Raw genomic sequence first — 23700 nt, forward strand, 5'->3', positions numbered from 1 at the left:
TGGTAAATTGTGAAATGGTCAGAAATTAGTATTCATACAACAGAAGAAGCAGTAGAAGCTGTCTCTCATATTTTACATGAAGCTGGTGCTAGCGGAGTTGCGATTGAGGATCCAGCGGAGTTAACGAAAGAGCGCGAGCAACAATATGGTGAAATTTATGCATTGAATCCAGATGAATATCCGGCGGAAGGTGTATTAATAAAAGCATATTTCCCGCAAACGGATTCTTTACATGAAACGATTGCAGGTGTAAAATCATCTATTGATGTGCTTCCATCTTACGACATTGAAATTGGTACTGGAAATATTACCGTTAACGAAGTCAATGAAGAAGATTGGGCTACTGCTTGGAAAAAATATTACCATCCAGTACAAATTTCTGATACATTCACAATCGTACCGACGTGGGAAGAATATACACCATCTTCTCCTGATGAAAAAATCATTGAATTAGACCCAGGTATGGCGTTTGGTACAGGAACTCATCCAACAACAACGATGTGTATTCGTGCTTTAGAAAAAACAGTACAGCCAGGTGACGCTATCATTGATGTAGGAACAGGTTCTGGTGTGCTTAGTATTGCAGCGGCAAAATTAGGTGCGTCTTCTGTTCAAGCATATGATTTAGATCCGGTTGCAGTTGAAAGTGCAGAAATGAATGTGCGTTTAAATAAAACAGATGATATCGTGTCTGTTGGGCAAAATAGTCTTTTAGAAGGTATTGAAGGTCCTGTTGATTTAATCGTAGCTAACTTATTAGCAGAAATTATTCTTTTATTCCCTGAAGATGCAGCGAGAGTTGTGAAGTCAGGTGGATTATTTATTACATCGGGCATTATTGCTGCGAAGGAAAAAGTAATTTCTGAGGCGTTAGAACAAGCTGGATTTACAATTGAAGAAGTGTTACGAATGGAAGATTGGGTAGCAATTATTGCACGAAATGCGTAATATAGATTTTAGTCTATAATGAAAAGGGGAGTCTCTCACTATAAGGTGAGGGACTTGCCGTTTGTTATATGAAAAATGATAATGTTTCGTTCTTTTCGTAAGTGTTGACTTACGAAAGGAACGAAACTCTACTAAGGTGATTATATGCAACGTTATTTTGTAGAAGAAAAACATGTAAGTGAAGCAAAAATTCGCATTGTAGGTGATGATGTACATCACATTGCGAGAGTAATGCGTATGACAGCTGGCGATCAAATTTATTGCTGTGTAAACGGAAAAACAGCAGTATGTTCAATTGATGAAATTACCAGTGAATTTATTAATACGGCTATTGTAGAATGGGTAGAGGCGTCAAGTGAACTTCCTGTTTTCGTGACGATTGCAAGTGGACTGCCAAAAGGAGACAAGCTAGAGTTGATTTTTCAAAAAGGAACTGAGCTTGGGGCAGCTGCATTCTTACCATTTCAAGCATCTCGCTCTATCGTAAAATGGGATGCGAAAAAAGCTGATAAAAAAGTTGAGCGTTTAAGAAAAATTGTGAAAGAAGCTGCGGAACAATCACATAGAAGTGAAATTCCGGAAGTACATGCTCCGGCATCATTTAAGCAACTGCTTACAATGAGTGGTGAGTATGATGTTTGTCTTGTTGCTTACGAAGAGGAAGCGAAACAAGGCGAGAAATCTAATTTTGCGAAAGCTTTAACGACAATGAAACCAGGTCAAAAGCTATTGATTGTATTTGGCCCAGAAGGCGGTTTAGCTGAGGAAGAGATTACAGCGCTTCGTGAACATAAATTTGTACCATGTAGTTTAGGACCAAGAATTTTAAGAACAGAAACGGCGCCGTTATACGCGTTAAGTGCTGCTTCGTATCATTTTGAATTGATGGGGTGATGATCAATGTCAACTGTTGCGTTCCATACGTTAGGTTGTAAAGTAAACCACTATGAAACAGAAGCCATTTGGCAATTGTTTAAACAAGGTGGTTATGAAAGAACAGAATATGAAAAGAAAGCTGATGTATATGTTATTAACACATGTACAGTAACGAATACTGGGGACAAAAAAAGCCGTCAAGTAATCAGACGTGCTGTGCGTCAAAATCCAGATGCAGTTATTTGCGTAACGGGATGTTATGCACAAACATCTCCAGCTGAAATTATGGCGATTCCAGGTGTAGATATTGTAGTTGGTACACAGGATCGTGAAAAGATGTTAGGTTACATCGAAGAATTCCGTAAAGAGCGTCAACCAATTAATGCTGTCCGCAATATTATGAAAACACGTGTGTACGAAGAACTTGATGTACCTTATTTCACGGATCGTACACGTGCGTCTTTAAAAATACAAGAGGGTTGCAATAACTTCTGTACATTCTGTATCATTCCTTGGGCGCGTGGTTTAATGCGTTCTCGTGATGGAAAAGAGGTTATTAAACAAGCACAACAATTAGTGGATGCAGGCTATAAAGAAATCGTATTAACGGGTATTCATACAGGTGGATACGGCGAAGATATAAAAGATTATAACTTAGCTGGATTACTTCGTGATATGGAAGCGGAAGTAGGCGGATTAAAACGTCTTCGTATTTCTTCTATTGAAGCGAGTCAAATTTCAGATGAAGTAATTGAAGTGTTAGATAAATCTGAAGTAGTTGTACGTCACTTGCATATTCCGTTGCAATCTGGTTCTAATACTGTATTAAAACGTATGCGTCGTAAATATACGATGGAATTCTTCCAAGAGCGTTTAGATCGTTTGAAAGAAGCGTTACCAGGCCTTGCGATTACATCTGACGTAATCGTTGGTTTCCCAGGTGAAACAGAAGAAGAATTCATGGAAACATACAATTTCATTAAAGAGAACCGCTTCTCTGAGTTACACGTGTTCCCTTATTCAAAACGTACAGGAACACCTGCAGCACGCATGGAAGATCAAGTTCCTGAAGATGTGAAGAACGATCGTGTTCATCGTTTAATTGAGCTATCTAATCAATTAGCGAAAGAATATGCATCAGCGTTTGAAGGGGAAGTGCTTGAAATCATTCCAGAAGAGCAATTTAAAGACGGCGACCGTGAAGGGTTATATGTAGGGTATACAGATAACTACTTGAAAATTGTATTTGAAGGATCAGAAGAATTAATTGGTAAGCTAGTGAAAGTGAAAATTACGAAAGCTGGCTATCCATATAACGAAGCGCAATTTGTTCGTGTTCTTGAAGATGATGTGAAAAAAGAATCAGCAAGCGCATAAAAAAGAGCGTGCAACCGGAAACGGTTTGCATGCTTTCTTTATTTGAAGCGGTTAAGTACTAGAAGGTGGAGAGGCGTTTCGTGCATCCCTGTATGAAAAAAGTTGAAATGATAAAAATATAGTTGTCTTCATGAAAGAAGGATACTAGCTATTTGTATAACTTTTGAAAAGGAAATGCTTCTATTCTTCTTTTATTCTGCCAAATAGTTGACCTGAAGTGATAAAATGTATTATAATCGTAAAAGACATGCTGAAGAAGTGTTTCTTTTTGCATGCTGAAGTTAGTATGTAAGTGTGATGTTTCGGAGGGAGGGAAAGAGAATGTCAAAAACAGTCGTTCGTAAAAACGAGTCTTTGGAGGATGCACTTCGCCGTTTTAAAAGATCGGTTTCTAAAACTGGTACACTTGCTGAAGCAAGAAAGCGCGAGTTTTATGAAAAACCAAGTGTAAAACGTAAGAAGAAATCTGAAGCGGCAAGAAAGCGTAAATTCTAAGAGAGGGTGTAAGTTATGAGTCTTCTCGGTCGTTTAAACGATGATATGAAACAAGCGATGAAGAATAAACAAAAAGAAAAATTAACCGTTATTCGTATGGTTAAGGCTGCTTTACAAAATGAAGGTATTAAACTGCAACATACTCTTACTGAAGAAGAGGAAGTAACAGTTTTAGCTCGTGAAGTAAAACAGTATAAGGACTCCCTCCTTGAATTTAAAAAAGCTGGTCGTGAAGACCTTGTTAATAAACTGCAAAGTGAAATTCAGATTTTAAGCGCATATTTGCCAGAGCAATTAACTGAAGAAGAACTAGTTGATGTAATCAAGCAAGTTATTTCTGAAGTTGGTGCGACTTCTAAAGCAGATATGGGTAAGGTGATGACTGCTGTTATGCCGAAAGTAAAAGGTAAAACAGACGGATCACTTGTGAATAAGTTGGTTATCCAGCTATTAGCATAAAAAAACGTCTCATTTCGTATGAGACGTTTTTTTATTGTTCTTATTAAGGAAAAACGCTATATTGCTTAAAAAGCGTTTCTGTAAGTGATAGAAACGCCTCTGGTATGTAAAAAAAGGTAACGGCCTTAGTTATGATTAATCCCACCATAAAAAAAAGCTTTTTCGTTTTCTTAATTTCTTCGACTAACTCCTCAATGCTTTCTGTTCCTTGTTCCACTATATCTGGACAAAATTCATACATTTCTTGCGCGAAAGATTGCATGTAGGAAACGCGCTAAAAATGGCATCAACCCAGTCATGATCTGCACCGATTATGATAAAAGGATAGCGATCATTCCATTTTCTTAGTTTAAAAATAACATCTATATTGCTAACTTCGTAATTAACGCCATTTGTTTGTTGGATTGTAAGGATATCAAATTGGTCATTTCCTTGTGTAATTGCAATTCTACACTCACTCTTACTTCCTTGACTAAAACTTCTTTCGCAAATAAAAGCTAAGTATCCAAGTTTCTGAACCTCAGATTGAAGTTTTATAACTTGCTGTTCAGCATAATCCTCAAAGGTAACGAAAGAGACTCCGGCTATTTTAGATTTTGAATCAGTTGCATAAAAGGGCTGGATGCTGCTGTTAGTAGCTTGTTTTATAACATTCAAAATTTCTTGACTAAATCCAATTTCCTTTCGTATTTCTTCGCTTATTAATTCATTTTTTTGTTTTTTAATGAATCCTAATATTTTTTTGAAATTCATATAACAACCACCTATAAAATATTCTTACTTACACCGCAAAATTCAGAGTGGAGAAATTTCCTTTTTCGGATTTTATCTCATTTGTCTAATGAATGACAACTACTTATTCTATGGTCAGTATGTCACGTCCAGAACGAATTGTAACAGGTTTTTTCAAGTTTCCAACTTCTTGCTAGGCTCAATTTCTTAATTTAACTTGTACTGATATCCCCTGAGGGCGCATATTCTTGTATTAATACTTCTATTATTATGGGTAACATTCTCTGATCCATCATTGTCCTGATAAATATGATTTCATATAGCGACTGTTTTAATTAACATGAGATGAACTCTTACAGAATATAGTTATGTTAGTGAAGTCGTTATAACACGATAGGCACTTGTGAAGAAATACATATATATGGGATGAGGAGGGGGTCTTTCGAGATGAAGAAATTAGAACAAATGAAAAATTGGTTAACAAAACAAGTAGACCTACCAGTGGATGTATTAATGGATCTGCCTCGGATTACTCTTGTTGGGCAAATACATATTTATATAGAAAATCATCGGGGGCTATTAGTGTTTTCAGATAAAGAAGTGCGATTGCTTTTAAAACATGGTCAATTACTAATTAAAGGACAATCCTTTGTTATTAAAACGATTCTTCCAGAAGAGCTTTTGCTCGAAGGGATAATTGAGCAAGTAACATTTTTAGAAAATGAAAAAAAAGGTGATTGAAGTGAAACTTCCATTTGTGAAGTTTTTCTTCTTTATCCTGTAAAAGTTTCGTTGATAGAGACCGATTACAGTTTTAATTTGTTTCATTTTAGTACGAGCTATTTTAATGCTTCAAATAAAAAGTAGTATATCTACTTTTAGAAAGGCAGTGAAGGTGGTAAATGAAAAATAAATGGTTTATAAAGTGGCTTGGATATGTAAAAGTGCGGATTGAAGGTAGAGGAGCGGAACGGTTTGTTAATGAATGTGTACGGAGGAATTTGTTAGTTTGGGATGTTAAGAAAATAGCTGATGAAACGTTAGTTTTTTGTATGTTGTTACGCGATGTGAAAAAAATAAAACCAATTTATAGAAAAAATGAATGTAAATTATATTTTATTGGACGTTATGGTTTTCCTTTTTGGAATAAGCGTTTAATTAAAAATAGTGGATTTTTAATTGGGTTTTTAATTTTCTTTTTTGGCGTGATTGCAATGTCAAATATGGTTTGGAAAATTGAAATTACAGGAGCAAAACCCGAAACAGAATATATATTGATGAAAGAATTGGATAAAATGGGTATTAAAAAAGGGAAACTACAATTTCAAATGCCGAATGTAGAAGATGTACAACGCCATTTGACAGATAATATTAATGCCATTACTTGGGCGGGACTAGAAGTAAGAGGAACGACGTATCATTTTAAAATTGTTGAAAAAAACGAACCGAAAAAAGAAAAGGAACAAAGGCCGCAAAATTTAGTAGCAAAAAAAGAGGCGATTATTACAAAAACGTTTGTAGAAGTTGGAAAGCCGGTTGTACTGAAGAATGATCATGTAGAAAAAGGGCAGATTCTCGTATCGGGAATATATGGTAATGAGGAAAGTCCGACGATTGTTTCAGCGAAAGGTATTGTGTATGGCGAAACGTGGTATACATCTAAGGTAGATGTTCCGCTAAAGACGCAATTCCAAGTGTATACTGGTAATGTATACAATGAACATTTTCTTAAATTTGGGGATACGAAAATAAAAATATGGGGATTTCAGCATGATAAGTATAAACGCTCTCGTACTGAAAGTGTAAAGCATGATGTGAAATTATTTGGTTTTACACTGCCGATTGCATATGAAAAAGATGTTGTGAGAGAAGAGGAAGAAGCGAATCGAGAATATACAGAAAAGCAAGCGCTGAAAGTAGCGAAGGAGATGGCCGAAAAAGAACTAAAGAAAAAATTGGATGAACATGCTATGATTGTAAGTGATAAGATTTTGAGTAAAGAGGTTGAGGCGGATCAACTAAAAGTCACATTGCATTATACTGTGGTTGAAAATATTGCAGAGCCACAACCAATATCCGAATCCGATATTCAAGGAGACTGAGTAATGGCAGAACAATTAGTAGAAATGAACCAACAATTGGAAAATACTAACGAAGCAATCGCTCTTTTTGGAGTCAATGATGCACATTTAAAAGTAATTGAACGAGAACTGAATGTATCGATCGTAACTAGAGGAGAAACTGTCCATGTATCTGGAGCAGTTGAAACGGTGACACTCGTAGAAAAAATCTTACAGCAATTACTTGTTGTAATTCGTAAAAGTATATCAATTTCAGAGAGAGATGTTGCGTATGCAATTCAGCTCGCGCAACAAGGGAAAATTGCTCAATTTGAAGAGTTATATGAAGAAGAAATTTTCAAGACTGCGAAAGGTAAATCCATTCGTGTAAAAACAATGGGGCAAAGAAGATATATTCATGCGATGAAGAAGAATGATATTGTCTTTGGGATAGGACCTGCAGGAACTGGAAAAACATACTTAGCTGTAGTAATGGCTGTGAGAGCTTTAAAACAAGGATATGTAAAGAAAATTATTTTAACAAGACCTGCTGTAGAAGCTGGAGAAAATTTAGGTTTTTTACCAGGGGATTTGAAAGAGAAGGTAGATCCATACTTACGTCCATTATATGATGCCTTACATGATATTCTTGGACAAGAATATACGCAGCGTATGATGGAGCGAGGAGTAATTGAAATCGCGCCGCTTGCTTATATGAGGGGGCGTACGCTTGATGATTCATTTGTTATTTTAGATGAGGCTCAAAATACAACGGGTGCTCAAATAAAAATGTTTTTAACAAGATTAGGTTTTAGCTCTAAAATGGTTATTACAGGGGACCCTTCACAAGTAGACTTGCCAAAAGGGGTAAAATCAGGGCTATCTATAGCTGCTAATATTTTATCTGGTGTATCAGGTTTGTCATTTATTACATTAGAACAAACGGACGTTGTGAGACATCCATTGGTGCAACGTATTATTGAGGCATATGATAAAATGGAATGATCCTATTTGTCAGGATCATTTCTTTTTGTATGATAAGGTTGGCGAATGTCATATTTTTTACTATCATGAAAGATAAGGAAAATAAACTATAGGTACTGGTGTGTAAAATGTTGCCTCAAAGTATCGTTGGGTAGAAGAAATGAAAGCTATAAATAGTTTCACTTTATTTCTGGAGAGGAGAAGGTATTGAAATCATGTCAAGATCTCAAGAAATTTCTAAGTGGTTTCGTAATTTACAACATTCGAAAAAACTAAGTTGGATTTCTTACGTTGTGTTAGGAGCAGTGCTGTTTTTTGCGCTTATGAATAATGTAAAACCAGAACAATTAGATGTTAATATGTATTCTATTGCGAAAAAGACAATCCATTCTCCTATAAAAATTGAAGATAAAGTTACAACGGATAAAAAGAAAAAAGAAGCCGCTACAAAAGTTGAAGATCAATATACATATAAAAGTGAGTATAAACAAAACAAAGTTGATATTGTGAATGACGTCTTTGCTAAAGTGGATGAAGTGGTGCAAGAGATTAAAGCTGTTGGACCGGATGATCAAAAAAAGATGACTGATGCTGAGAAAGTGGATAAGTTAAAAAAGAAACTACCCGCTGACTTAACGAAAGAATTATCTGATTCAAACTTACTAAATTTGATTAATGCAGATTCGAGCCAATTAGTATTAGCGAAAGATGCTGCGGTCACAGCGATTAATAGTATCATGACTGAGCATATTAAAATGGACGAATTGAAAGATGCGAAAGAACGATATGTAAGTGAGATGAATAGTGTTAATGTTGATAATGGTTTAAAAGAGTCAATTAAGGCGCTAGGAAGATATGCAATTTCAGCGAACTATTTTTATGACCCGATCTTAACGAAAGAGAAGAGAAAAGCAGAGGAAGATTTAGTTCCACCTGTTTATATTCTTCAAGGACAAGTTCTTGTTAGAGAAGGTGAAACGATTTCAAGTGATGTGTATAATCAGTTGAAATTAGTTGGTTTGTTAGAAAAAGGGAACGGCTTTCAACCTTATGTTGGATTAGCGGTACTCATTGGTGTATTACTATACTTTATGCATAAACAATTTGAATTATTTTTAAAGAGAAAAAGAGAAGATAGACCGTATGTTTTAGCGTATATTACAATTCTGTCTATCACAATCGTCTTAATGAAAATCATTAGTTTGTTTCAAAAACTTGAATACGCAGGGATTGCATATGTTGTCCCAGTTGCGATGGGAACAATACTTGTAAAACTAATGATTGGTGATCGATTTGTCTTTTTAACGAGTATGATTTTTTCTGTATGCGGAAGTATTATGTTTAATGAAGGAGTAACGAGTACATTAAATTATAGTGTAGGGATTTACGTATTGTTAAGTTCATTATCAGTTAGTATTTTCTTGCGAGAAAAAAATCGTCGTACAATGATTTTACAAGCTGGTATACTCGTTTCTGTATTAAATGTAGTCGTATTAGCGGCGCTCTTATTATTACGTAATGGGAATTTTTCGCCTCTTGAAATTGGTACGCAATTATTAATGGCTTCACTTTCAGGGATTATATCATCCGTTTTGGCTATGGGGATTTTACCATATTTAGAAAGTGGACTTGGAATCGTATCAAGTATGAAGCTTATGGAACTATCAAGTCCAAATCATCCGCTTTTACGCAGAATTTTGTTAGAAGCGCCAGGGACGTATCATCATAGTGTAATGGTAGCGAATCTTTCTGAGGCTGCTTGTGAAGCAGTTGGGGCAAATGGTGTATTAGCGCGTGTAGGGGCATATTATCATGATGTAGGAAAAACAGTACAACCGCAATTCTTTATTGAAAACCAAATGGGAATTAAAAACCCGCATGATAAATTAGATCCTGTAACGAGTAAAGATATTATAATTGCTCACGTAACGGATGGAGTAAGAATGCTCGAAGAATATCATATTCCACAAGAAATTATTGATATCGCTGGGCAACATCACGGTACAACGTTACTGAAATATTTTTATTATAAAGCTATTAAAGAAGATAAAGAAAAATATACAGAAGAGATGTTCCGTTATCCAGGTTCAAAAGCAACTTCGAAAGAATCGGCAATTGTTGGTATTGCTGATAGTGTAGAAGCTGCGGTACGTTCTATGAATCACCCAACGCCAGAACAAATTAATAATTTGGTGCAAAGTATTATTAAAGATCGACTGCAAGACGGTCAATTTAGTGAATGTGATTTGACGTTTAAGGAACTACAAATCGTTGGAAAAACGTTGTGTGAAACGTTAAATGGTATTTTCCATTCGCGTATTACATATCCGGAACCTCCGGAAGAAAAGGAGAAAGAATGAGTTTGTTAATTGATTTTATTGATGAAACAGAAGAAGTAAAAGAAGAGTATATGAGTTTAATTCGTGAAGTGTTAGAAAAAGCAGCTCAAATGGAAAATATCGAGGATGGTGCGGAGGTATCGGTGACATTTGTAGATAATGAGCGCATTAGAGAAATTAATCGTGATTACCGAGATAAAGATCAACCTACAGATGTAATATCCTTTGCCATGGAAGAGATGGGAGAAGGAGAAATGGAGATTGTTGGTGCAGAGATGCCGCGCATGTTAGGGGATCTTATTATCTCTATTCCAAGGGCGAAAGAGCAAGCTGAAGAGTACGGACATTCTTTCGATCGTGAACTTGGATTTTTGGCGTTACATGGCTTTTTACATTTACTTGGTTATGATCACATGACAGAAGAAGATGAAAAAGAAATGTTCGGAAGACAAAAAGAAATTTTAGAAGCTTTTGGATTAGGACGATGAAAAAAGGAAAACTTATAGATAGTTTTGGATATGCTATAGCTGGTATATTCTTTTGTTTTCGTCATGAACGAAATATGAAAATCCATTATTTAGCCGCAGTCATTGTTATATGCTGCGGCTTTTATTTCCGTATTACGAAAATAGAGTGGATGATATTACTTATTGTAATAGGGAGTGTAATGAGTTTAGAGATGGTAAATACGGCTGTGGAAAAAACGGTAGATTTAGCGACTGCCGATATTCATCCGTTTGCAAAAATTGCAAAGGATGTTGCGGCAGGAGCGGTTTTATTGTTTGCAATTATAGCTGTTATAATTGGTGCTATTATCTTTTTACCGTATATGGTATAGTTGCATTCCGAAGCTTTTATTAAGCTTTGGAAGTGCTGTAAGGGCCTTTAATGAGAGAGTGTATCTCTTCATAGCTGTGAACAGGAAGGATGCGGGAATATGAATAGTAAACAATTAATTCTAGAAGCAATCGAAGCGCGTAAACAAGCGTACGTACCATATTCTAAATTTCAAGTAGGTGCAGCATTATTAACGCGCGGTGGAAAAGTATATCGTGGATGTAATGTTGAGAATGCATCATATGGCTTATGTAATTGTGCTGAAAGAACAGCTTTATTTAAGGCGGTTTCTGAAGGAGATAAAGAATTTGTAGCCATTGCGGTTGTAGCAGATACAAAGCGCCCAGTACCTCCTTGTGGAGCATGTCGACAAGTTATGGTAGAATTATGTAAACAGGATACGAAAGTATACTTATCAAACTTACATGGTGACGTTCAAGAGACGACAGTCGGAGAATTGTTACCAGGAGCATTTTTAGCGGAGGATTTACATGAATAGAAAAGGTTATAAATCAGGTTTTGTCTCTATTATTGGCAGACCGAATGTTGGAAAATCTACATTTTTAAACCGTATTATCGGCCAGAAAATTGCTATTATGAGTGATAAGCCACAAACGACTCGTAATAAAATTCAAGGTGTATATACAGAAAATGATGCACAAGTTATTTTCATTGATACACCAGGAATACATAAACCTAAACATAAATTAGGCGACTTCATGGTAAAGATGGCGCAAACGACATTAAAAGAAGTTGATATTGTTCTGTTTATGGTTAATGCAGTTGAAGGATTTGGTCGTGGTGAGGAATTCATCATTGAGAAATTAAAAGAAACGAAACAACCAGTATTTTTAGTCATTAATAAAATTGACCAACTTCATCCAGAGCAATTACTAGAGTTAATTGATCAATATCGTAAACTACATGAATTTGCAGAGATTGTACCAATTTCTGCGTTAGACGGTAATAATGTGGACGCTTTAATTGGAACAATTAAAAAGTATTTACCAGAAGGACCACAATACTATCCAGAGAATCAAGTAACGGATCATCCGGAGAGATTTATTATTGCAGAGCTTATTCGTGAGAAAGTACTACATTTAACACGTGAAGAAGTGCCGCATTCTGTGGCTGTTGTTATCGATGCGATTCAAAAGCGTGAGGGCGGGGCAGTTTATATAAATGCAACGATTGTTGTTGAACGTGCATCACAAAAAGGAATCATCATCGGAAAACAAGGAAAAATGTTAAAAGAAGTTGGTAAGCGAGCTCGTTTTGATATTGAAGCGCTACTTGGTTCTAAAGTATTTTTAGAAGTATGGGTAAAAGTGCAAAAAGATTGGCGTAATAAAATGTCTCAGCTTCGTGATCTAGGTTTCCGCGAGGATGAGTACTAAAATAGAGTAAAGTTGTAATCAGTGGATGGTTGGTTCATCCACTGATTATTGGTTTTTATGAACTTTGATAAATTAGGAAAAATTTTTCTCACATGAAAATGGACAAAATGGGTCAATTTAATAACAACAAAGGAAATTGGTTTATAGGCTACGCTTATTGAGAAAGGTGGATTCTTATGCTAGATTTTACCTGGAAGTTTTTCTCCAAAACAGGAAGCATTGAAACGTACTTGCTTTTGAAAGAAATGGAAAAAGACGTAAACGATGAGATGGATCAACATGAAGAGGAGCTAGCGCATCTAGACTCTCCAATTTCTTGACCCGTTTTGTTCAAACCTTGGATGGTGACGAACATGTTTCAAAAAGTTGAGGGCATCGTTATCCGTACGACAGATTACGGAGAAACGAACAAGATTGTTACAATATTCTCAAGAGAACTTGGTAAGGTAAGTGCAATGGCAAGAGGGGCAAAAAAACCGAAAAGCCGATTAGCATCTGTGTCGCAATTAATGACACATGGCCATTTTCTTATTCAAATGGGATCTGGGCTTGGAACATTGCAACAAGGCGAGATTATTTCAACTATGAAAGAAATTCGCGAGGATATATTTTTAACTGCTTATGCATCATTTATTGTTGAGTTAACTGATAAAGCAACAGAAGATAAAAAACATAATCCATATTTATTTGAAATGTTATATCAAACGTTGCATTATATGTGTGAGGGTGTTGATCCAGAAGTATTATCATTAATTTATCAAACGAAAATGCTTCCGGTATTAGGGATGCGCCCGTACTTTGATACATGTGCGATTTGTCATCAAGAAACAGACTTTGTCGCCTTCTCCGTAAGGGAAGGCGGTTTTCTGTGCTCACGTCATGCAGAGCAAGACCCATATCGTATACCGGTAGGAGAAGCTGTTCATAAATTATTACGTCTTTTCTTCCATTTCGATTTACATAGGCTCGGAAATGTATCGGTAAAGGATAGCACAAAAAAACAAATGCGTTTAGTATTGAATACATATTATGATGAATATTGCGGAATTTATTTGAAATCAAGACGTTTTTTAGAACAACTTGATAAGTTTCAAATATAATTTTGGGCCGTATACGGTCCTTTTTACATACTTTCTTTTTCGAATAGCATATTTAGTATATAATATTTAGGAGATAGTATAACTTTTTTCGTTGTGCATTAAAGGTGGTGATTATCATAGAGCTGAATAAACGGCAAGAACATATCATTCAGATTGTAAAAGATCACGGTCCTATTACAGGGGAATCAATTGCAGCGCAATTGGGTCTAACACGTGCGACGCTAAGACCAGACTTAGCAATTTTAACGATGGCTGGTTATTTAGAAGCACGTCCACGCGTAGGTTATTTTTATACGGGTAAAACTGGGGGGCAGCTATTATCTGAAGCTGTTAAGAAAATTAAAGTACAAGATTATCAATCTAGACCGGTTGTAATTGATAAAAATGTTTCCGTATACGATGCAATTTGTACGATGTTTTTAGAGGACGTTGGTACATTGTTCGTTGTAGATCAGATGACTCTATTAGTTGGTGTTGTGTCTCGTAAAGATTTATTAAGAGCGAGCTTAGGAAAGCAGGATTTAACCTCTCTTCCGGTTAATATTATCATGACAAGGATGCCAAACATTGCGATGTGTCGTAGAGAGGATTCTTTATATGATATTGCGATGGAATTAATAGAAAGACAGATTGATGCAATGCCAGTTGTAAAAGATACGAAACAAGGTTTAGAAGTGATTGGGCGAATTACAAAAACAAATATTACACGTGCGTTTGTAAATTTAGTAAATAACGAATAAGTGTAATTTGTTTAAAGTGAGGTAATGTAATGGATAATAAAATCGTATATGTCGTATCTGACTCTGTAGGGGAAACGGCTGATTTGGTTGTTCGAGCAGCAATGGGGCAATTCCCGTTTGCTCCTGATATTAGACGTGTACCGTATGTAGAAGATACAGGGACATTAAAAGAAGTGATTTCGATTGCTAAGAGTAATCAAGCACTTATATGTTTTACGTTAGTTAAGCCTGATATGCGCCAGTATTTAGTAACAGAGGCTGCAAAAGAAGGGGTAGAGGCATACGATATTATCGGCCCTCTTATTGATCAAATTGAAGAAATTACGGGGCAAGTGCCGAGATATGAGCCAGGTGTTGTCCGTAGGTTAGATGAAGAATACTTTAAAAAGATTGAAGCGATTGAGTTTGCTGTGAAGTATGATGACGGCAGAGATGCACGAGGTATTTTAAAAGCAGATATCGTGTTGATTGGTGTTTCGCGTACATCAAAAACACCACTTTCCCAATATTTAGCTCATAACAAACGCTTGAAAGTTGCGAATGTACCACTCGTGCCAGAAGTCGACCCACCTGAAGAACTATATCAAGTGGCAAAAGAAAAATGTTTCGGTTTGAAAATTACGCCAGATAAGTTAAATCATATTCGAAAAGAACGATTAAAATCACTTGGATTAAGTGATGGAGCAACATATGCAAATATTAATCGTATTCAAGAAGAAATTGATCACTTTGAGGAGGTAATTAGTAAAATAAATTGCCAAGTAATCGATGTATCGAATAAAGCGATTGAAGAAACAGCAAATATTATTGTGAATGCAGTGCAAAACCAAAAAATGTTTTAGCACATTTACCAAAGGTGAATGTGCTTTTTTCGCTCGTGTGAAATATGATACCTATGGATTTTGTAATAGATTGTAGTGTAATGGTTATACTTATACTCCTTTGTCTTTTAGTATATTCAAGGTGTGAGTTTGTCATCCTGAAATGTAAGATGAAAAAATAAAGGGATATGTAGCGTAGTTGAAGAAAATATATTATAATAAAAAATTGTGATAAAAACCTATATTTTACGTTTAGACTTTAATTTTTCAGAATAAACTAGGGATAGGATTTACGAAAAAGACATGTAATTACGTTAAATCGACAAAATCTATACAAGAAAACGCACATTATGGAAGGATTCACAGAAGGGATGTAGAATACAGAAATATGCAAAACATCAACAACATATTAGTTGGTGTAGATGTATATCCCGTGAAGGCTGAAATTGTGCAAGTTGGAGCGGAATTTCATGTCGGAATTTTGTTTGTCGCATCATATGCTCATCCTTTAAGGAAATAGCAAGGCAATTGGATCTTTGTAGATACTGAACAAAATGGATTTGATTGTTATATGGATCAACATGCAAATGTTACAGATCTCAAGATCAAACAGTATATGTGGCTTGCTACTCTTCTTGTAAAAAGGTGTATATGTATTGTTTCTAAGAGATACATTTGTAACAGATGAGCAAATGTATACAATTTTATATAGCAAGTATGTATATGCGATTTATACAGATAAAGGACCTATAGGAAAGGTTCAAAATCGTTTATACAATGTAATCGGCAACACTTTCTAACAAGTTTAGAAAAATATTGTCGAATTATAAAGGAATTTTTTAATTTATATCGAATACAAAATACGACACGGAGATGGAGTTATGGGGAACAGAATTCCCGAAGAAGTTGTTGAACAGATTCGGACATCATCCGATATTGTAGAAGTGATTGGTGAATACGTTCAACTTAGAAAACAGGGGCGTAACTATTTCGGCCTTTGTCCATTTCATGGTGAGAATTCTCCTTCATTCTCTGTTTCATCTGATAAGCAAATTTTTCATTGCTTCGGATGTGGAGAAGGTGGAAATGTATTTTCCTTTCTAATGAAAATGGAAGGACTGGCTTTTACCGAGGCTGTTCAAAAGCTAGGCGAAAGAAATGGAATTGCGGTTGCAGAGTACACATCAGGACAAGGACAACAAGAAGACATATCTGATGACACTGTCATCATGCAACAAGCTCATGAATTATTGAAAAAGTATTATCATCATTTATTAGTAAATACGGAAGAGGGAAATGAAGCACTTTCATATTTATTAAACCGTGGTATTACGAAAGAGATGATTGAGAAGTTTGAAATTGGTTATGCATCACCTGCTTGGGATGCGGCGACGAAAATTTTACAAAAAAGAGGTTTATCGCTGTCTAGTATGGAACAAGCTGGCCTTCTAATAAGAAGTGAGAAGGATGGTAGTCATTACGATCGCTTCCGTGGAAGAGTTATGTTCCCGATCTATACGTTACAAGGTAAGGTGATAGCGTTTAGTGGAAGGGCGTTAGGGGATGACACTCCGAAATATTTAAATAGCCCTGAAACACCGATTTTTCACAAAAGTAAATTGTTGTATAACTTCCACCAAGCAAGACCGTTTATTAGAAAGCGTGGGCAAGTGGTTCTTTTTGAAGGATATGCCGATGTACTAGCTGCGGTAAAAAGTGGTGTGGAAGAAGCTGTTGCGACAATGGGAACAGCTTTAACTGAAGAACAAGCAAAACTTCTGCGACGTAACGTTGAAACTGTTGTTCTTTGCTATGATGGTGATAAAGCAGGGCGAGAAGCGACGATGAAAGCAGGGCAATTATTGCTAAAAGTTGGTTGCCAAGTGAAAGTCACATCCTTGCCAGATAAGCTTGATCCTGATGAATATGTGCAACAATATGGGACTACCGCTTTTGAAAATCTTGTGAAATCAAGTGTGAGTTTTGTTGGTTTTAAAATAAATTATTTGCGTTTAGGGAAAAATTTGCAAGATGAGTCTGGCAAAGAAGAATATGTGAAAAGTGTTTTAAAAGAGTTATCGTTGTTACAAGATGCGATGCAGGCAGAGTCATATTTGAAGTCATTATCGCAAGAATTTTCGTATTCAATGGAAACACTTTTGAATCAATTGCACCAATATCGCAAAGAACAAAAGGTACAGCAAAAACAAATAAAGCAGGTTGCTAAACCGTCTCAAGTCGTTCAAACAAAACCGAAGTTAACAGGTTTTGAAAGAGCGGAAAGAGAAATTATTTACCATATGTTGCAAAGTGCAGAAGTAGCTGTTCGTATGGAATCCCATATAGAAGATTTTCATACAGAAGAACATAAAGGGATTTTATATGAACTATACGCATATTATGAAAAGGGAAATGAACCTTCAGTCGGAACATTTTTAAGTTGGCTCTCTGATGAAAAGTTGAAAAATATTATCACTGATATTTCGACGGATGAATTTATTAATCCAGAATACACAGAAGAAGTGTTGCAAGGCCATTTGGAGACGCTTAGACGGCATCAGGAAAAACTTGAAAAGATGGAGATCATCTTTAAAGTGAAACAAATGGAAAAAACAGATCCTGTAGAGGCTGCTAAATATTATGTAGCATATTTACAAAATCAAAAAGCGAGAAAATAGCTTTTTTGATAAAGTTTTAGTATAATGAATGTTTGTATCTCGCGTAAGGAGGGGAACAGATGGCTGACAAACCAGCTCGTTCTAAACAAATTGAAACTGAAATGACCCTTGAGCAAGTGAAAGAACAACTCACTGAGCTCGGAAAAAAACGTGGCGTTCTTACATATGAAGAGATTGCAGAACGCATGAATGGATTTGAAATTGAATCCGATCAAATGGATGAATACTATGAATATTTAGGTGAACAAGGCATTGACTTAGTTGGTGATAATGACAACGAAGAAGGCCCTAATAATCGCCAAATTACAAAAACAGAAGAAGAGTTTGACCTCAATGATTTAAGTGTACCACCTGGGGTTAAAATCAACGATCCTGTTCGTATGTATTTAAAAGAAATTGGTCGTGTAGACTTACTATCTGCAGAAGAAGAAATTCGACTTGCAACGCGTATTGAAGAAGGCGATGAAGAAGCGAAACGTCGTCTTGCAGAAGCAAACTTACGTCTTGTAGTAAGTATTGCAAAGCGCTACGTAGGCCGTGGTATGCTTTTCTTAGACTTAATTCAAGAAGGTAATATGGGTCTAATTAAAGCTGTTGAAAAGTTCGATTATCGTAAAGGTTTCAAATTTAGTACGTATGCAACTTGGTGGATTCGCCAAGCTATTACACGTGCGATTGCGGACCAAGCGCGAACAATTCGTATTCCAGTTCATATGGTTGAAACGATTAACAAGTTAATTCGTGTACAACGTCAATTATTACAAGATTTAGGTCGCGAACCGTCTCCTGAAGAGATTGGTGAAGAAATGGATCTTGCTCCAGAAAAAGTACGTGAAATCTTAAAAATTGCACAGGAGCCAGTTTCTCTTGAAACACCAATTGGTGAAGAAGATGACTCCCATTTAGGTGACTTTATTGAAGACCAAGAAGCAACATCGCCTGCGGACCATGCAGCCTATGAATTGCTAAAAGAACAATTAGAAGATGTGTTAGATACACTAACAGATCGTGAAGAAAATGTTCTGCGTCTTCGTTTCGGTTTAGATGATGGACGAACTCGTACGCTTGAAGAAGTTGGGAAAGTATTCGGCGTAACGAGAGAGCGTATCCGTCAAATTGAAGCAAAAGCACTTCGCAAATTAAGACATCCAAGTCGTAGTAAGCGTCTTAAGGATTTCTTAGAATAGGTTATTTTTTAAGTTTACTTCACCTTTGTGAAGTAAACTTTTTTATTTTGTTAATTTTTGTTAAAATTTAGCTATCGGCAACGATTACAATTTCTTGTAATTTATTTTACAGAATTGTCTTTTGATTTGCAAATGCTCATTTTTCGATTTTTCGATTAATTTTGTTTATTCTATACAAAAATATATGTAGAAAAGCGAAAAATATGATGAGAAACGTTAATAATTATCGAAATAATAAGCTATATGACAATAAAAAACAATAAACTGAATTTATGGAATATTTTTAACAAGTAGTAGTTTTCTCTTTTCTGATAGAGCGTTTTCAAGTACAATGGAAATGACTGAATCATCTAACTATTTAGGGGTATAGAGGGGGGAGAAGAGATATGAAACGTAATCCGCTGATTCCGTTCGCTCTTATTGCAGCATTGGGTATTATCGTTATGTTTGTATTTTCATTTCAGGGGCTAAATAAATCTAAAGAGTTAGCTGATGCAAAAAATGGCGGGAAGCCAGCACAAACAGCATCAAAACCAGAGGATATTGTGAAGCAAAGCTGTACGAGCTGCCACGGTGATCAGTTACAAGGGGCAGTAGGACCTAACTTACAAAAAATTGGTGGGAAACTTTCAAAGGATGAAATTAAAGAAATTCTTTCGAAAGGAAAGGGCAATATGCCTGCTAATATAGTTCCAGCTGATCAAGCCACTAAAGTAGCTGATTGGTTATCGAAGAAAAAATAAAGTTCCGTATGACAAGTCTTTTGCTTATGCAAAGGGCTTGTTTTTCTATATTTTCTAAAATACGATAAATGATAGAGAAGTGAATTGTTGTTATAGGCTTGCAACAACTACTATAAATTCATTATCATGGAGACAGACTGACAAGAGAAGGAGTAATGGAAATACATGAATGAAGTAAAGCTTTCAAAACGATTAGAAGAAGTTGTGCGTGAAATACCGGTAGGATCTACAGTTGCTGATATTGGATCGGATCATGCGTATTTACCGTGTTATACAATTATAAATAATATTGCTACAAAAGCAGTTGCTGGAGAGGTTGTAGATGGACCGTTTCGCTCTGCACAAGCAACTGTAGCTGAAAGTGGCTTGCGAGATAAAGTAGATGTGCGTAAAGGGAATGGATTAGCTGTTATAGCGCCAGGAGAAGTAGATGTAATTACGGTTGCTGGAATGGGTGGAGCGTTAATTCGTGACATTTTAGAAAGTGGTAAAGAAAAATTAGAAGGTGTAACACGTTTAATTTTACAGCCGAATATTGCAGCACATCATATTCGTGAATGGTTTGTTGAAAATGGTTGGGAGCTTATCCATGAAAAAATCGTAAAAGAAGATGGGAAAATTTATGAGATTTTAGTAGGAGAGCGAGGAAATGTCGAAGCACCTTACTCGGAAAATAAACAAGCGGGATTGTTTATGGGGCCATTTTTAATAAAAGAAAAAAGTGAAGCTTTCGTTGAAAAATGGGAAGGGGAATTGAAAAACTTCCAAAATATTTTAAAACAGTTAGAACGTGCGGCTAATTCTGAAGAAACAAAAGCGAAACGTGCAGAAGTAGAAGCGAAAATGAAAATGATAGGGGAGATTTTATCATGAGTAAAATTCCAAACGGCCATGAAATTATTTCTTTATTTGAAAGTATGTATCCGAAGCATCTGGCGATGGAAGGAGATAAAATTGGTCTGCAGATTGGAGCGCTTAATAAATCTGTACAACACGTATTAATTGCATTAGATGTAACGGAGGAAGTTGTGGAGGAAGCGATTCAATTAGGGGCGAATGTCATTATCGCGCATCATCCTTTAATTTTTAATCCGTTAAAAGCGATTCATACAGATAAAGCGTACGGAAGAATTATTGAAACGTGTATTAAAAATGATATTGCCATTTATGCAGCGCATACAAATGTGGATGTTGCCAAGGGCGGGGTAAATGATTTACTTGCTGAGGCGTTAGGGTTGCAAAATACAGAAGTTTTGGCACCGACATATGCAGAAGAAATGAAAAAAGTTGTTGTGTTTGTGCCAGTAACTCATGCAGAGGAAGTACGAAAAGCATTAGGAGACGCAGGTGCTGGTCATATCGGCAATTATAGCCACTGTACGTTTAGTAGCGAGGGTACAGGTACGTTTGTACCTCAAGAGGGGACAAATCCTTATGTAGGGGAAACTGGACAGTTAGAGCGCGTAGAAGAAGTGCGGATCGAAACGATTATTCCAGTTTCACTACAACGAAAAGTGATTAAAGCAATGGTAACGGCACATCCATATGAAGAAGTAGCGTATGATGTGTATCCACTTGATAACAAAGGCGAAACATTAGGGCTTGGGAAAATAGGATACTTAAAAGAAGAAATGACACTTGGACAGTTTGCAGAACATGTAAAGCAATCATTAGATGTAAAGGGTGCACGAGTTGTTGGGAAATTAGATGATAAAGTGCGCAAAGTAGCTGTACTTGGTGGTGATGGTAACAAATACATCAATCAAGCTAAATTTAAAGGAGCAGATGTATATGTAACAGGTGACATGTATTATCATGTTGCTCATGATGCGATGATGCTCGGTTTAAATATAGTTGACCCAGGACATAACGTTGAAAAAGTAATGAAGCAAGGTGTGCAAAAGCAATTACAAGAAAAAGTGGATGCAAAGAAACTCAATGTACACATTCATGCTTCGCAATTACATACAGATCCATTTACATTTGTATAAGAAAAATAAAAACCGTTGCTCATATAGGCAACGGTTTTTATTATTGTTCTTTTTTCACTTTTACACGAGGTAATATTTTTTGTAACGGTACTTTTCGAACTCTCTCCCATGTAGCGGGATTCATTGGGTCATATTGATCTAAGAAAGCGATAACTTCTTTTGTAATTGGAGTTGGAGTAGAAGCACCTGCTGTAACAGCTACGTTTTCTACACCTTGTAGCCACTCTAATTTAATCTCACTTACGTCTGCAACGCGGTATGCTTTCGTACCAGCAATTTCTTGTGACACTTGTGCTAAACGGTTTGAGTTGTTACTTTTCGGATCACCGACAACAATTGTTAAGTCTGCAACATCAGCTTGTTTAGCGACAGCTTCTTGGCGAACTTGAGTTGCTAAACAAATTTCTTTATGGAATTCTGCTGTTGGGAATTTTTTTTGAATGTCCTCCATTAAATGTTGAACATCCCATTGACTCATCGTTGTTTGATTCGTTACTAAAATTTTATCTGTTGGGATTTCTAATGTTTTTAAATCATCGGCTTTTTCGATAAGGTGAACGATGTCAGGTGCAATACCAACTGCGCCTTCTGGCTCTGGATGATTTTTTTTACCGATATAAATGACATGATACCCTTCCGCTTTCTTAGCTTCGATAAGGTCATGTGTCTTGGTAACATCTGGACAAGTGGCATCGATTGTTGTTAAACCTTTTTCTTTTGCGCGTTGTTTAACTTCTGGAGAAACACCGTGTGCAGTGAAAATAACAGTACCAGAATCAATTTTATCTAAAATTTCTAAGCGACTTGGACCGTCTAATGTGATGATTCCATCTTCTTCAAAAGCGTCTGTAACATGTTTATTGTGAACAATCATACCTAAAATATAAATGGGTCTCGGCAATGATTTATCTAATGCGGCGTTACGTGCAATTACCATTGCATCGACAACACCGTAGCAATAACCACGAGGGGAAATTTTAACAATTTTCATATGAGTAATCCTCTCCTTCTAAACAAGGGATACTTTTGTGCATAGTCTTTTACATTATAAAGGAGGAGTGGATAGAAAACAAAGGATTGTTACACATATAGTTTTGGTTTTGTTGCTGTTTTTTGAACAGGCTCCTCTCGTAATTCTTTTTCTATGACTGGCTCAATCACTATTTTTTTTCTTTTTCTTTTTTTTTGTGGAGGAGGTGGAGTTGCTACCTCAACCTTTTCTGTTATGTCTTCAGCCTGATTTTTAGTTGAATCTTCTTCCGTACTTTTTCCAGAGGTGAGGATTTTAACAATGCTTGGTAGGTTACGCATAATAGGGCCGTACTGTTCGACGACAGGGCTTACAGATTGAACGACTTGGGATACTTTTTCTATATTGTTTATCATATTAGTTGGATTCGAAATTAAATTCGCAAAAAAACTGCCGATGCCGCTACTGGATGCTGCTGTAGTTGTTGCACCGCCGCGCGTTTCGTTTGATTCGTACATTTGAGGGGGAATCATTTGCTCTGGATGCTGCTGCATATATGGTTGATATTGCTGTGAGTACTGCTGTGGGTATTGCTGTTGATATTGGGGTTGATATTGTTGCCGATATTGAGGTGGCGGTTGCTGGTGCTGGTGCATCATTGGTGGCGGTCCTTCCATTTGTCGATAAGGCGGAACCATTTGCATGTAAGGTTCGGTTGGATCGTGTTTTTTAAAGAGTTTAGCAAGGAACCCTTTCTTTTTTTGTGCCATCGGTGGTAGTTGTGGAATTGGATATGGTGTATAAGGTTGCTGCCCTTGATTTGGATACATTTGTCTTGTGGGGGATTTTGGAAACATGTGAGAAATCCTCCTTTCTTCAGTTAGGTATATACACATACAATATGCAATAAGGGGGAAGAAGGTTAGTTTTTGAAGGGAAAACCTAAACTAAAGATGGATTTTACTT

At 36.3% G+C, this 23700-nt stretch carries 26 protein-coding genes and 1 pseudogene; 24 read left to right on the forward strand and 3 right to left on the reverse strand.

Annotated features, from left to right (window positions below; translation table 11 throughout):
• Positions 1–9: 9 nt before the first annotated feature.
• From prmA to MRP26_RS05290, 5 genes are all read left to right on the forward strand, one after another.
• The gene (gene prmA / locus MRP26_RS05270; protein ID WP_000872098.1) at positions 10–948 is read left to right on the forward strand and encodes a 50S ribosomal protein L11 methyltransferase; all 939 of its coding nucleotides are present in this window, start codon (positions 10–12) and stop codon (positions 946–948) included.
• 144 nt (positions 949–1092) lie between these two features.
• Positions 1093–1842, forward strand: a complete 750-nt coding sequence (locus MRP26_RS05275; protein WP_001190142.1) for a 16S rRNA (uracil(1498)-N(3))-methyltransferase — start codon at positions 1093–1095, stop codon at positions 1840–1842.
• 6 nt (positions 1843–1848) lie between these two features.
• Complete coding sequence (gene mtaB / locus MRP26_RS05280; protein ID WP_000108679.1) at positions 1849–3201, forward strand: tRNA (N(6)-L-threonylcarbamoyladenosine(37)-C(2))-methylthiotransferase MtaB; 1353 nt, start codon at positions 1849–1851, stop codon at positions 3199–3201.
• Between the two features lie 321 nt (positions 3202–3522).
• On the forward strand, positions 3523–3696 hold the full coding sequence (gene rpsU / locus MRP26_RS05285; protein WP_000048061.1) for a 30S ribosomal protein S21: 174 nt from the start codon (positions 3523–3525) through the stop codon (positions 3694–3696).
• Between the two features lie 15 nt (positions 3697–3711).
• Entirely contained in the window at positions 3712–4155 is a 444-nt protein-coding gene (locus tag MRP26_RS05290; RefSeq protein WP_000054582.1) for a GatB/YqeY domain-containing protein, read from the forward strand.
• Between the two features lie 43 nt (positions 4156–4198).
• Here MRP26_RS05290 and MRP26_RS05295 read toward each other — a convergent pair.
• Positions 4199–4908, reverse strand: a pseudogene (locus MRP26_RS05295) (DUF4253 domain-containing protein).
• Between the two features lie 426 nt (positions 4909–5334).
• On the opposite strand from MRP26_RS05295, the gene yqfC reads away from it, so the two are divergent.
• The 19 genes from yqfC (at position 5335) to MRP26_RS05385 (ending at position 21764) form a co-directional block, all read left to right on the forward strand.
• Positions 5335–5628 carry a sporulation protein YqfC gene (gene yqfC, locus MRP26_RS05300; RefSeq protein WP_000732269.1) on the forward strand — a complete coding sequence of 98 codons (294 nt, stop codon included), beginning with the start codon at positions 5335–5337 and terminating at the stop codon, positions 5626–5628.
• 161 nt (positions 5629–5789) lie between these two features.
• Complete coding sequence (gene yqfD / locus MRP26_RS05305) at positions 5790–6989, forward strand: sporulation protein YqfD (RefSeq protein WP_000792498.1); 1200 nt, start codon at positions 5790–5792, stop codon at positions 6987–6989.
• A gap of 3 nt (positions 6990–6992) precedes the next feature.
• Positions 6993–7952: a PhoH family protein gene (locus MRP26_RS05310; RefSeq protein WP_000840520.1), complete on the forward strand. Its 960-nt coding sequence runs from the start codon at positions 6993–6995 to the stop codon at positions 7950–7952.
• A gap of 194 nt (positions 7953–8146) precedes the next feature.
• A complete protein-coding gene (locus MRP26_RS05315) occupies positions 8147–10291 on the forward strand; it encodes an HD family phosphohydrolase (RefSeq protein ID WP_000091513.1) in 2145 nt (714 codons plus the stop codon).
• Positions 10288–10758, forward strand: coding sequence for an rRNA maturation RNase YbeY (gene ybeY, locus MRP26_RS05320; RefSeq protein ID WP_000054684.1), 471 nt, complete (start codon positions 10288–10290; stop codon positions 10756–10758). The genes MRP26_RS05315 and ybeY overlap by 4 nt, the downstream gene beginning before the upstream one ends.
• A complete protein-coding gene (locus MRP26_RS05325; protein WP_069356207.1) occupies positions 10755–11108 on the forward strand; it encodes a diacylglycerol kinase family protein in 354 nt (117 codons plus the stop codon). Before ybeY ends, MRP26_RS05325 begins: the two co-directional genes overlap by 4 nt.
• A gap of 99 nt (positions 11109–11207) precedes the next feature.
• Complete coding sequence (locus MRP26_RS05330; RefSeq protein ID WP_001086285.1) at positions 11208–11606, forward strand: cytidine deaminase; 399 nt, start codon at positions 11208–11210, stop codon at positions 11604–11606.
• On the forward strand, positions 11599–12504 hold the full coding sequence (gene era / locus MRP26_RS05335; protein ID WP_001080230.1) for a GTPase Era: 906 nt from the start codon (positions 11599–11601) through the stop codon (positions 12502–12504). The genes MRP26_RS05330 and era overlap by 8 nt, the downstream gene beginning before the upstream one ends.
• A 176-nt stretch (positions 12505–12680) precedes the next feature.
• A complete protein-coding gene (locus tag MRP26_RS05340) occupies positions 12681–12824 on the forward strand; it encodes a YqzL family protein (RefSeq protein WP_000883924.1) in 144 nt (47 codons plus the stop codon).
• A 33-nt stretch (positions 12825–12857) separates the two neighbouring features.
• Positions 12858–13604 (forward strand): DNA repair protein RecO, encoded by a 747-nt coding sequence (gene recO / locus MRP26_RS05345; RefSeq protein WP_000487009.1) that lies wholly within the window; start codon positions 12858–12860, stop codon positions 13602–13604.
• A gap of 107 nt (positions 13605–13711) precedes the next feature.
• Positions 13712–14344, forward strand: coding sequence for a transcriptional regulator CcpN (gene ccpN / locus MRP26_RS05350; protein WP_000583756.1), 633 nt, complete (start codon positions 13712–13714; stop codon positions 14342–14344).
• A 29-nt stretch (positions 14345–14373) separates the two neighbouring features.
• Positions 14374–15186 carry a pyruvate, water dikinase regulatory protein gene (locus MRP26_RS05355; RefSeq protein ID WP_000368944.1) on the forward strand — a complete coding sequence of 271 codons (813 nt, stop codon included), beginning with the start codon at positions 14374–14376 and terminating at the stop codon, positions 15184–15186.
• 367 nt (positions 15187–15553) lie between these two features.
• Entirely contained in the window at positions 15554–15685 is a 132-nt protein-coding gene (locus MRP26_RS30750) for a hypothetical protein (protein ID WP_002024806.1), read from the forward strand.
• A 136-nt stretch (positions 15686–15821) separates the two neighbouring features.
• Positions 15822–15965, forward strand: coding sequence for a hypothetical protein (locus MRP26_RS05360; RefSeq protein ID WP_000479734.1), 144 nt, complete (start codon positions 15822–15824; stop codon positions 15963–15965).
• A gap of 81 nt (positions 15966–16046) precedes the next feature.
• Entirely contained in the window at positions 16047–17843 is a 1797-nt protein-coding gene (dnaG, locus tag MRP26_RS05365) for a DNA primase (RefSeq protein WP_000528221.1), read from the forward strand.
• 59 nt (positions 17844–17902) lie between these two features.
• Positions 17903–19030: an RNA polymerase sigma factor RpoD gene (rpoD, locus tag MRP26_RS05370; protein WP_000764066.1), complete on the forward strand. Its 1128-nt coding sequence runs from the start codon at positions 17903–17905 to the stop codon at positions 19028–19030.
• A 386-nt stretch (positions 19031–19416) separates the two neighbouring features.
• Complete coding sequence (gene cccA / locus MRP26_RS05375; protein ID WP_000828142.1) at positions 19417–19773, forward strand: cytochrome c550; 357 nt, start codon at positions 19417–19419, stop codon at positions 19771–19773.
• Positions 19774–19938: 165 nt separating this feature from the next.
• Positions 19939–20646: a tRNA (adenine(22)-N(1))-methyltransferase gene (locus MRP26_RS05380; protein ID WP_088022799.1), complete on the forward strand. Its 708-nt coding sequence runs from the start codon at positions 19939–19941 to the stop codon at positions 20644–20646.
• Entirely contained in the window at positions 20643–21764 is a 1122-nt protein-coding gene (locus MRP26_RS05385; RefSeq protein ID WP_000036248.1) for a Nif3-like dinuclear metal center hexameric protein, read from the forward strand. The genes MRP26_RS05380 and MRP26_RS05385 overlap by 4 nt, the downstream gene beginning before the upstream one ends.
• Before the next feature lie 40 nt (positions 21765–21804).
• Here the strand turns inward: MRP26_RS05385 and MRP26_RS05390 are convergent, their stop codons facing one another.
• Together MRP26_RS05390 and vrrA are read right to left on the reverse strand one after the other, a co-directional pair.
• Entirely contained in the window at positions 21805–22755 is a 951-nt protein-coding gene (locus MRP26_RS05390; protein WP_000706657.1) for a 4-hydroxy-3-methylbut-2-enyl diphosphate reductase, read from the reverse strand.
• Between the two features lie 89 nt (positions 22756–22844).
• The gene (vrrA, locus tag MRP26_RS05395; RefSeq protein ID WP_000484179.1) at positions 22845–23591 is read right to left on the reverse strand and encodes a VrrA/YqfQ family protein; all 747 of its coding nucleotides are present in this window, start codon (positions 23589–23591) and stop codon (positions 22845–22847) included.
• Between the last annotated feature and the right edge of the window lie 109 nt (positions 23592–23700).

Source organism: Bacillus sp. CCB-MMP212 (genome assembly GCF_022748145.1).
Taxonomy (GTDB): Bacteria; Bacillota; Bacilli; order Bacillales; family Bacillaceae_G; genus Bacillus_A; species Bacillus_A cereus.

Excerpts from the sequence above, each read along its gene's own strand:
- MRP26_RS05340 (WP_000883924.1), top strand. The coding sequence starts at position 12,681 with ATGCTAGATTTTACCTGGAAGTTTTTCTCCAAAACAGGAAGCATTGAA.
- MRP26_RS05355 (WP_000368944.1), top strand. The coding sequence starts at position 14,374 with ATGGATAATAAAATCGTATATGTCGTATCTGACTCTGTAGGGGAAACG.
- yqfD (WP_000792498.1), top strand. The coding sequence starts at position 5,790 with ATGAAAAATAAATGGTTTATAAAGTGGCTTGGATATGTAAAAGTGCGG.
- era (WP_001080230.1), top strand. The coding sequence starts at position 11,599 with ATGAATAGAAAAGGTTATAAATCAGGTTTTGTCTCTATTATTGGCAGA.
- vrrA (WP_000484179.1), bottom strand. The coding sequence starts at position 23,591 with ATGTTTCCAAAATCCCCCACAAGACAAATGTATCCAAATCAAGGGCAG.
- cccA (WP_000828142.1), top strand. The coding sequence starts at position 19,417 with ATGAAACGTAATCCGCTGATTCCGTTCGCTCTTATTGCAGCATTGGGT.
- MRP26_RS05390 (WP_000706657.1), bottom strand. The coding sequence starts at position 22,755 with ATGAAAATTGTTAAAATTTCCCCTCGTGGTTATTGCTACGGTGTTGTC.
- MRP26_RS05385 (WP_000036248.1), top strand. The coding sequence starts at position 20,643 with ATGAGTAAAATTCCAAACGGCCATGAAATTATTTCTTTATTTGAAAGT.
- rpoD (WP_000764066.1), top strand. The coding sequence starts at position 17,903 with ATGGCTGACAAACCAGCTCGTTCTAAACAAATTGAAACTGAAATGACC.
- yqfC (WP_000732269.1), top strand. The coding sequence starts at position 5,335 with ATGAAGAAATTAGAACAAATGAAAAATTGGTTAACAAAACAAGTAGAC.
- ybeY (WP_000054684.1), top strand. The coding sequence starts at position 10,288 with ATGAGTTTGTTAATTGATTTTATTGATGAAACAGAAGAAGTAAAAGAA.
- dnaG (WP_000528221.1), top strand. The coding sequence starts at position 16,047 with ATGGGGAACAGAATTCCCGAAGAAGTTGTTGAACAGATTCGGACATCA.
- MRP26_RS30750 (WP_002024806.1), top strand. The coding sequence starts at position 15,554 with ATGCAAAACATCAACAACATATTAGTTGGTGTAGATGTATATCCCGTG.
- MRP26_RS05275 (WP_001190142.1), top strand. The coding sequence starts at position 1,093 with ATGCAACGTTATTTTGTAGAAGAAAAACATGTAAGTGAAGCAAAAATT.
- rpsU (WP_000048061.1), top strand. The coding sequence starts at position 3,523 with ATGTCAAAAACAGTCGTTCGTAAAAACGAGTCTTTGGAGGATGCACTT.
- MRP26_RS05315 (WP_000091513.1), top strand. The coding sequence starts at position 8,147 with ATGTCAAGATCTCAAGAAATTTCTAAGTGGTTTCGTAATTTACAACAT.
- MRP26_RS05310 (WP_000840520.1), top strand. The coding sequence starts at position 6,993 with ATGGCAGAACAATTAGTAGAAATGAACCAACAATTGGAAAATACTAAC.
- MRP26_RS05380 (WP_088022799.1), top strand. The coding sequence starts at position 19,939 with ATGAATGAAGTAAAGCTTTCAAAACGATTAGAAGAAGTTGTGCGTGAA.
- MRP26_RS05290 (WP_000054582.1), top strand. The coding sequence starts at position 3,712 with ATGAGTCTTCTCGGTCGTTTAAACGATGATATGAAACAAGCGATGAAG.
- MRP26_RS05325 (WP_069356207.1), top strand. The coding sequence starts at position 10,755 with ATGAAAAAAGGAAAACTTATAGATAGTTTTGGATATGCTATAGCTGGT.
- MRP26_RS05330 (WP_001086285.1), top strand. The coding sequence starts at position 11,208 with ATGAATAGTAAACAATTAATTCTAGAAGCAATCGAAGCGCGTAAACAA.
- recO (WP_000487009.1), top strand. The coding sequence starts at position 12,858 with ATGTTTCAAAAAGTTGAGGGCATCGTTATCCGTACGACAGATTACGGA.
- mtaB (WP_000108679.1), top strand. The coding sequence starts at position 1,849 with ATGTCAACTGTTGCGTTCCATACGTTAGGTTGTAAAGTAAACCACTAT.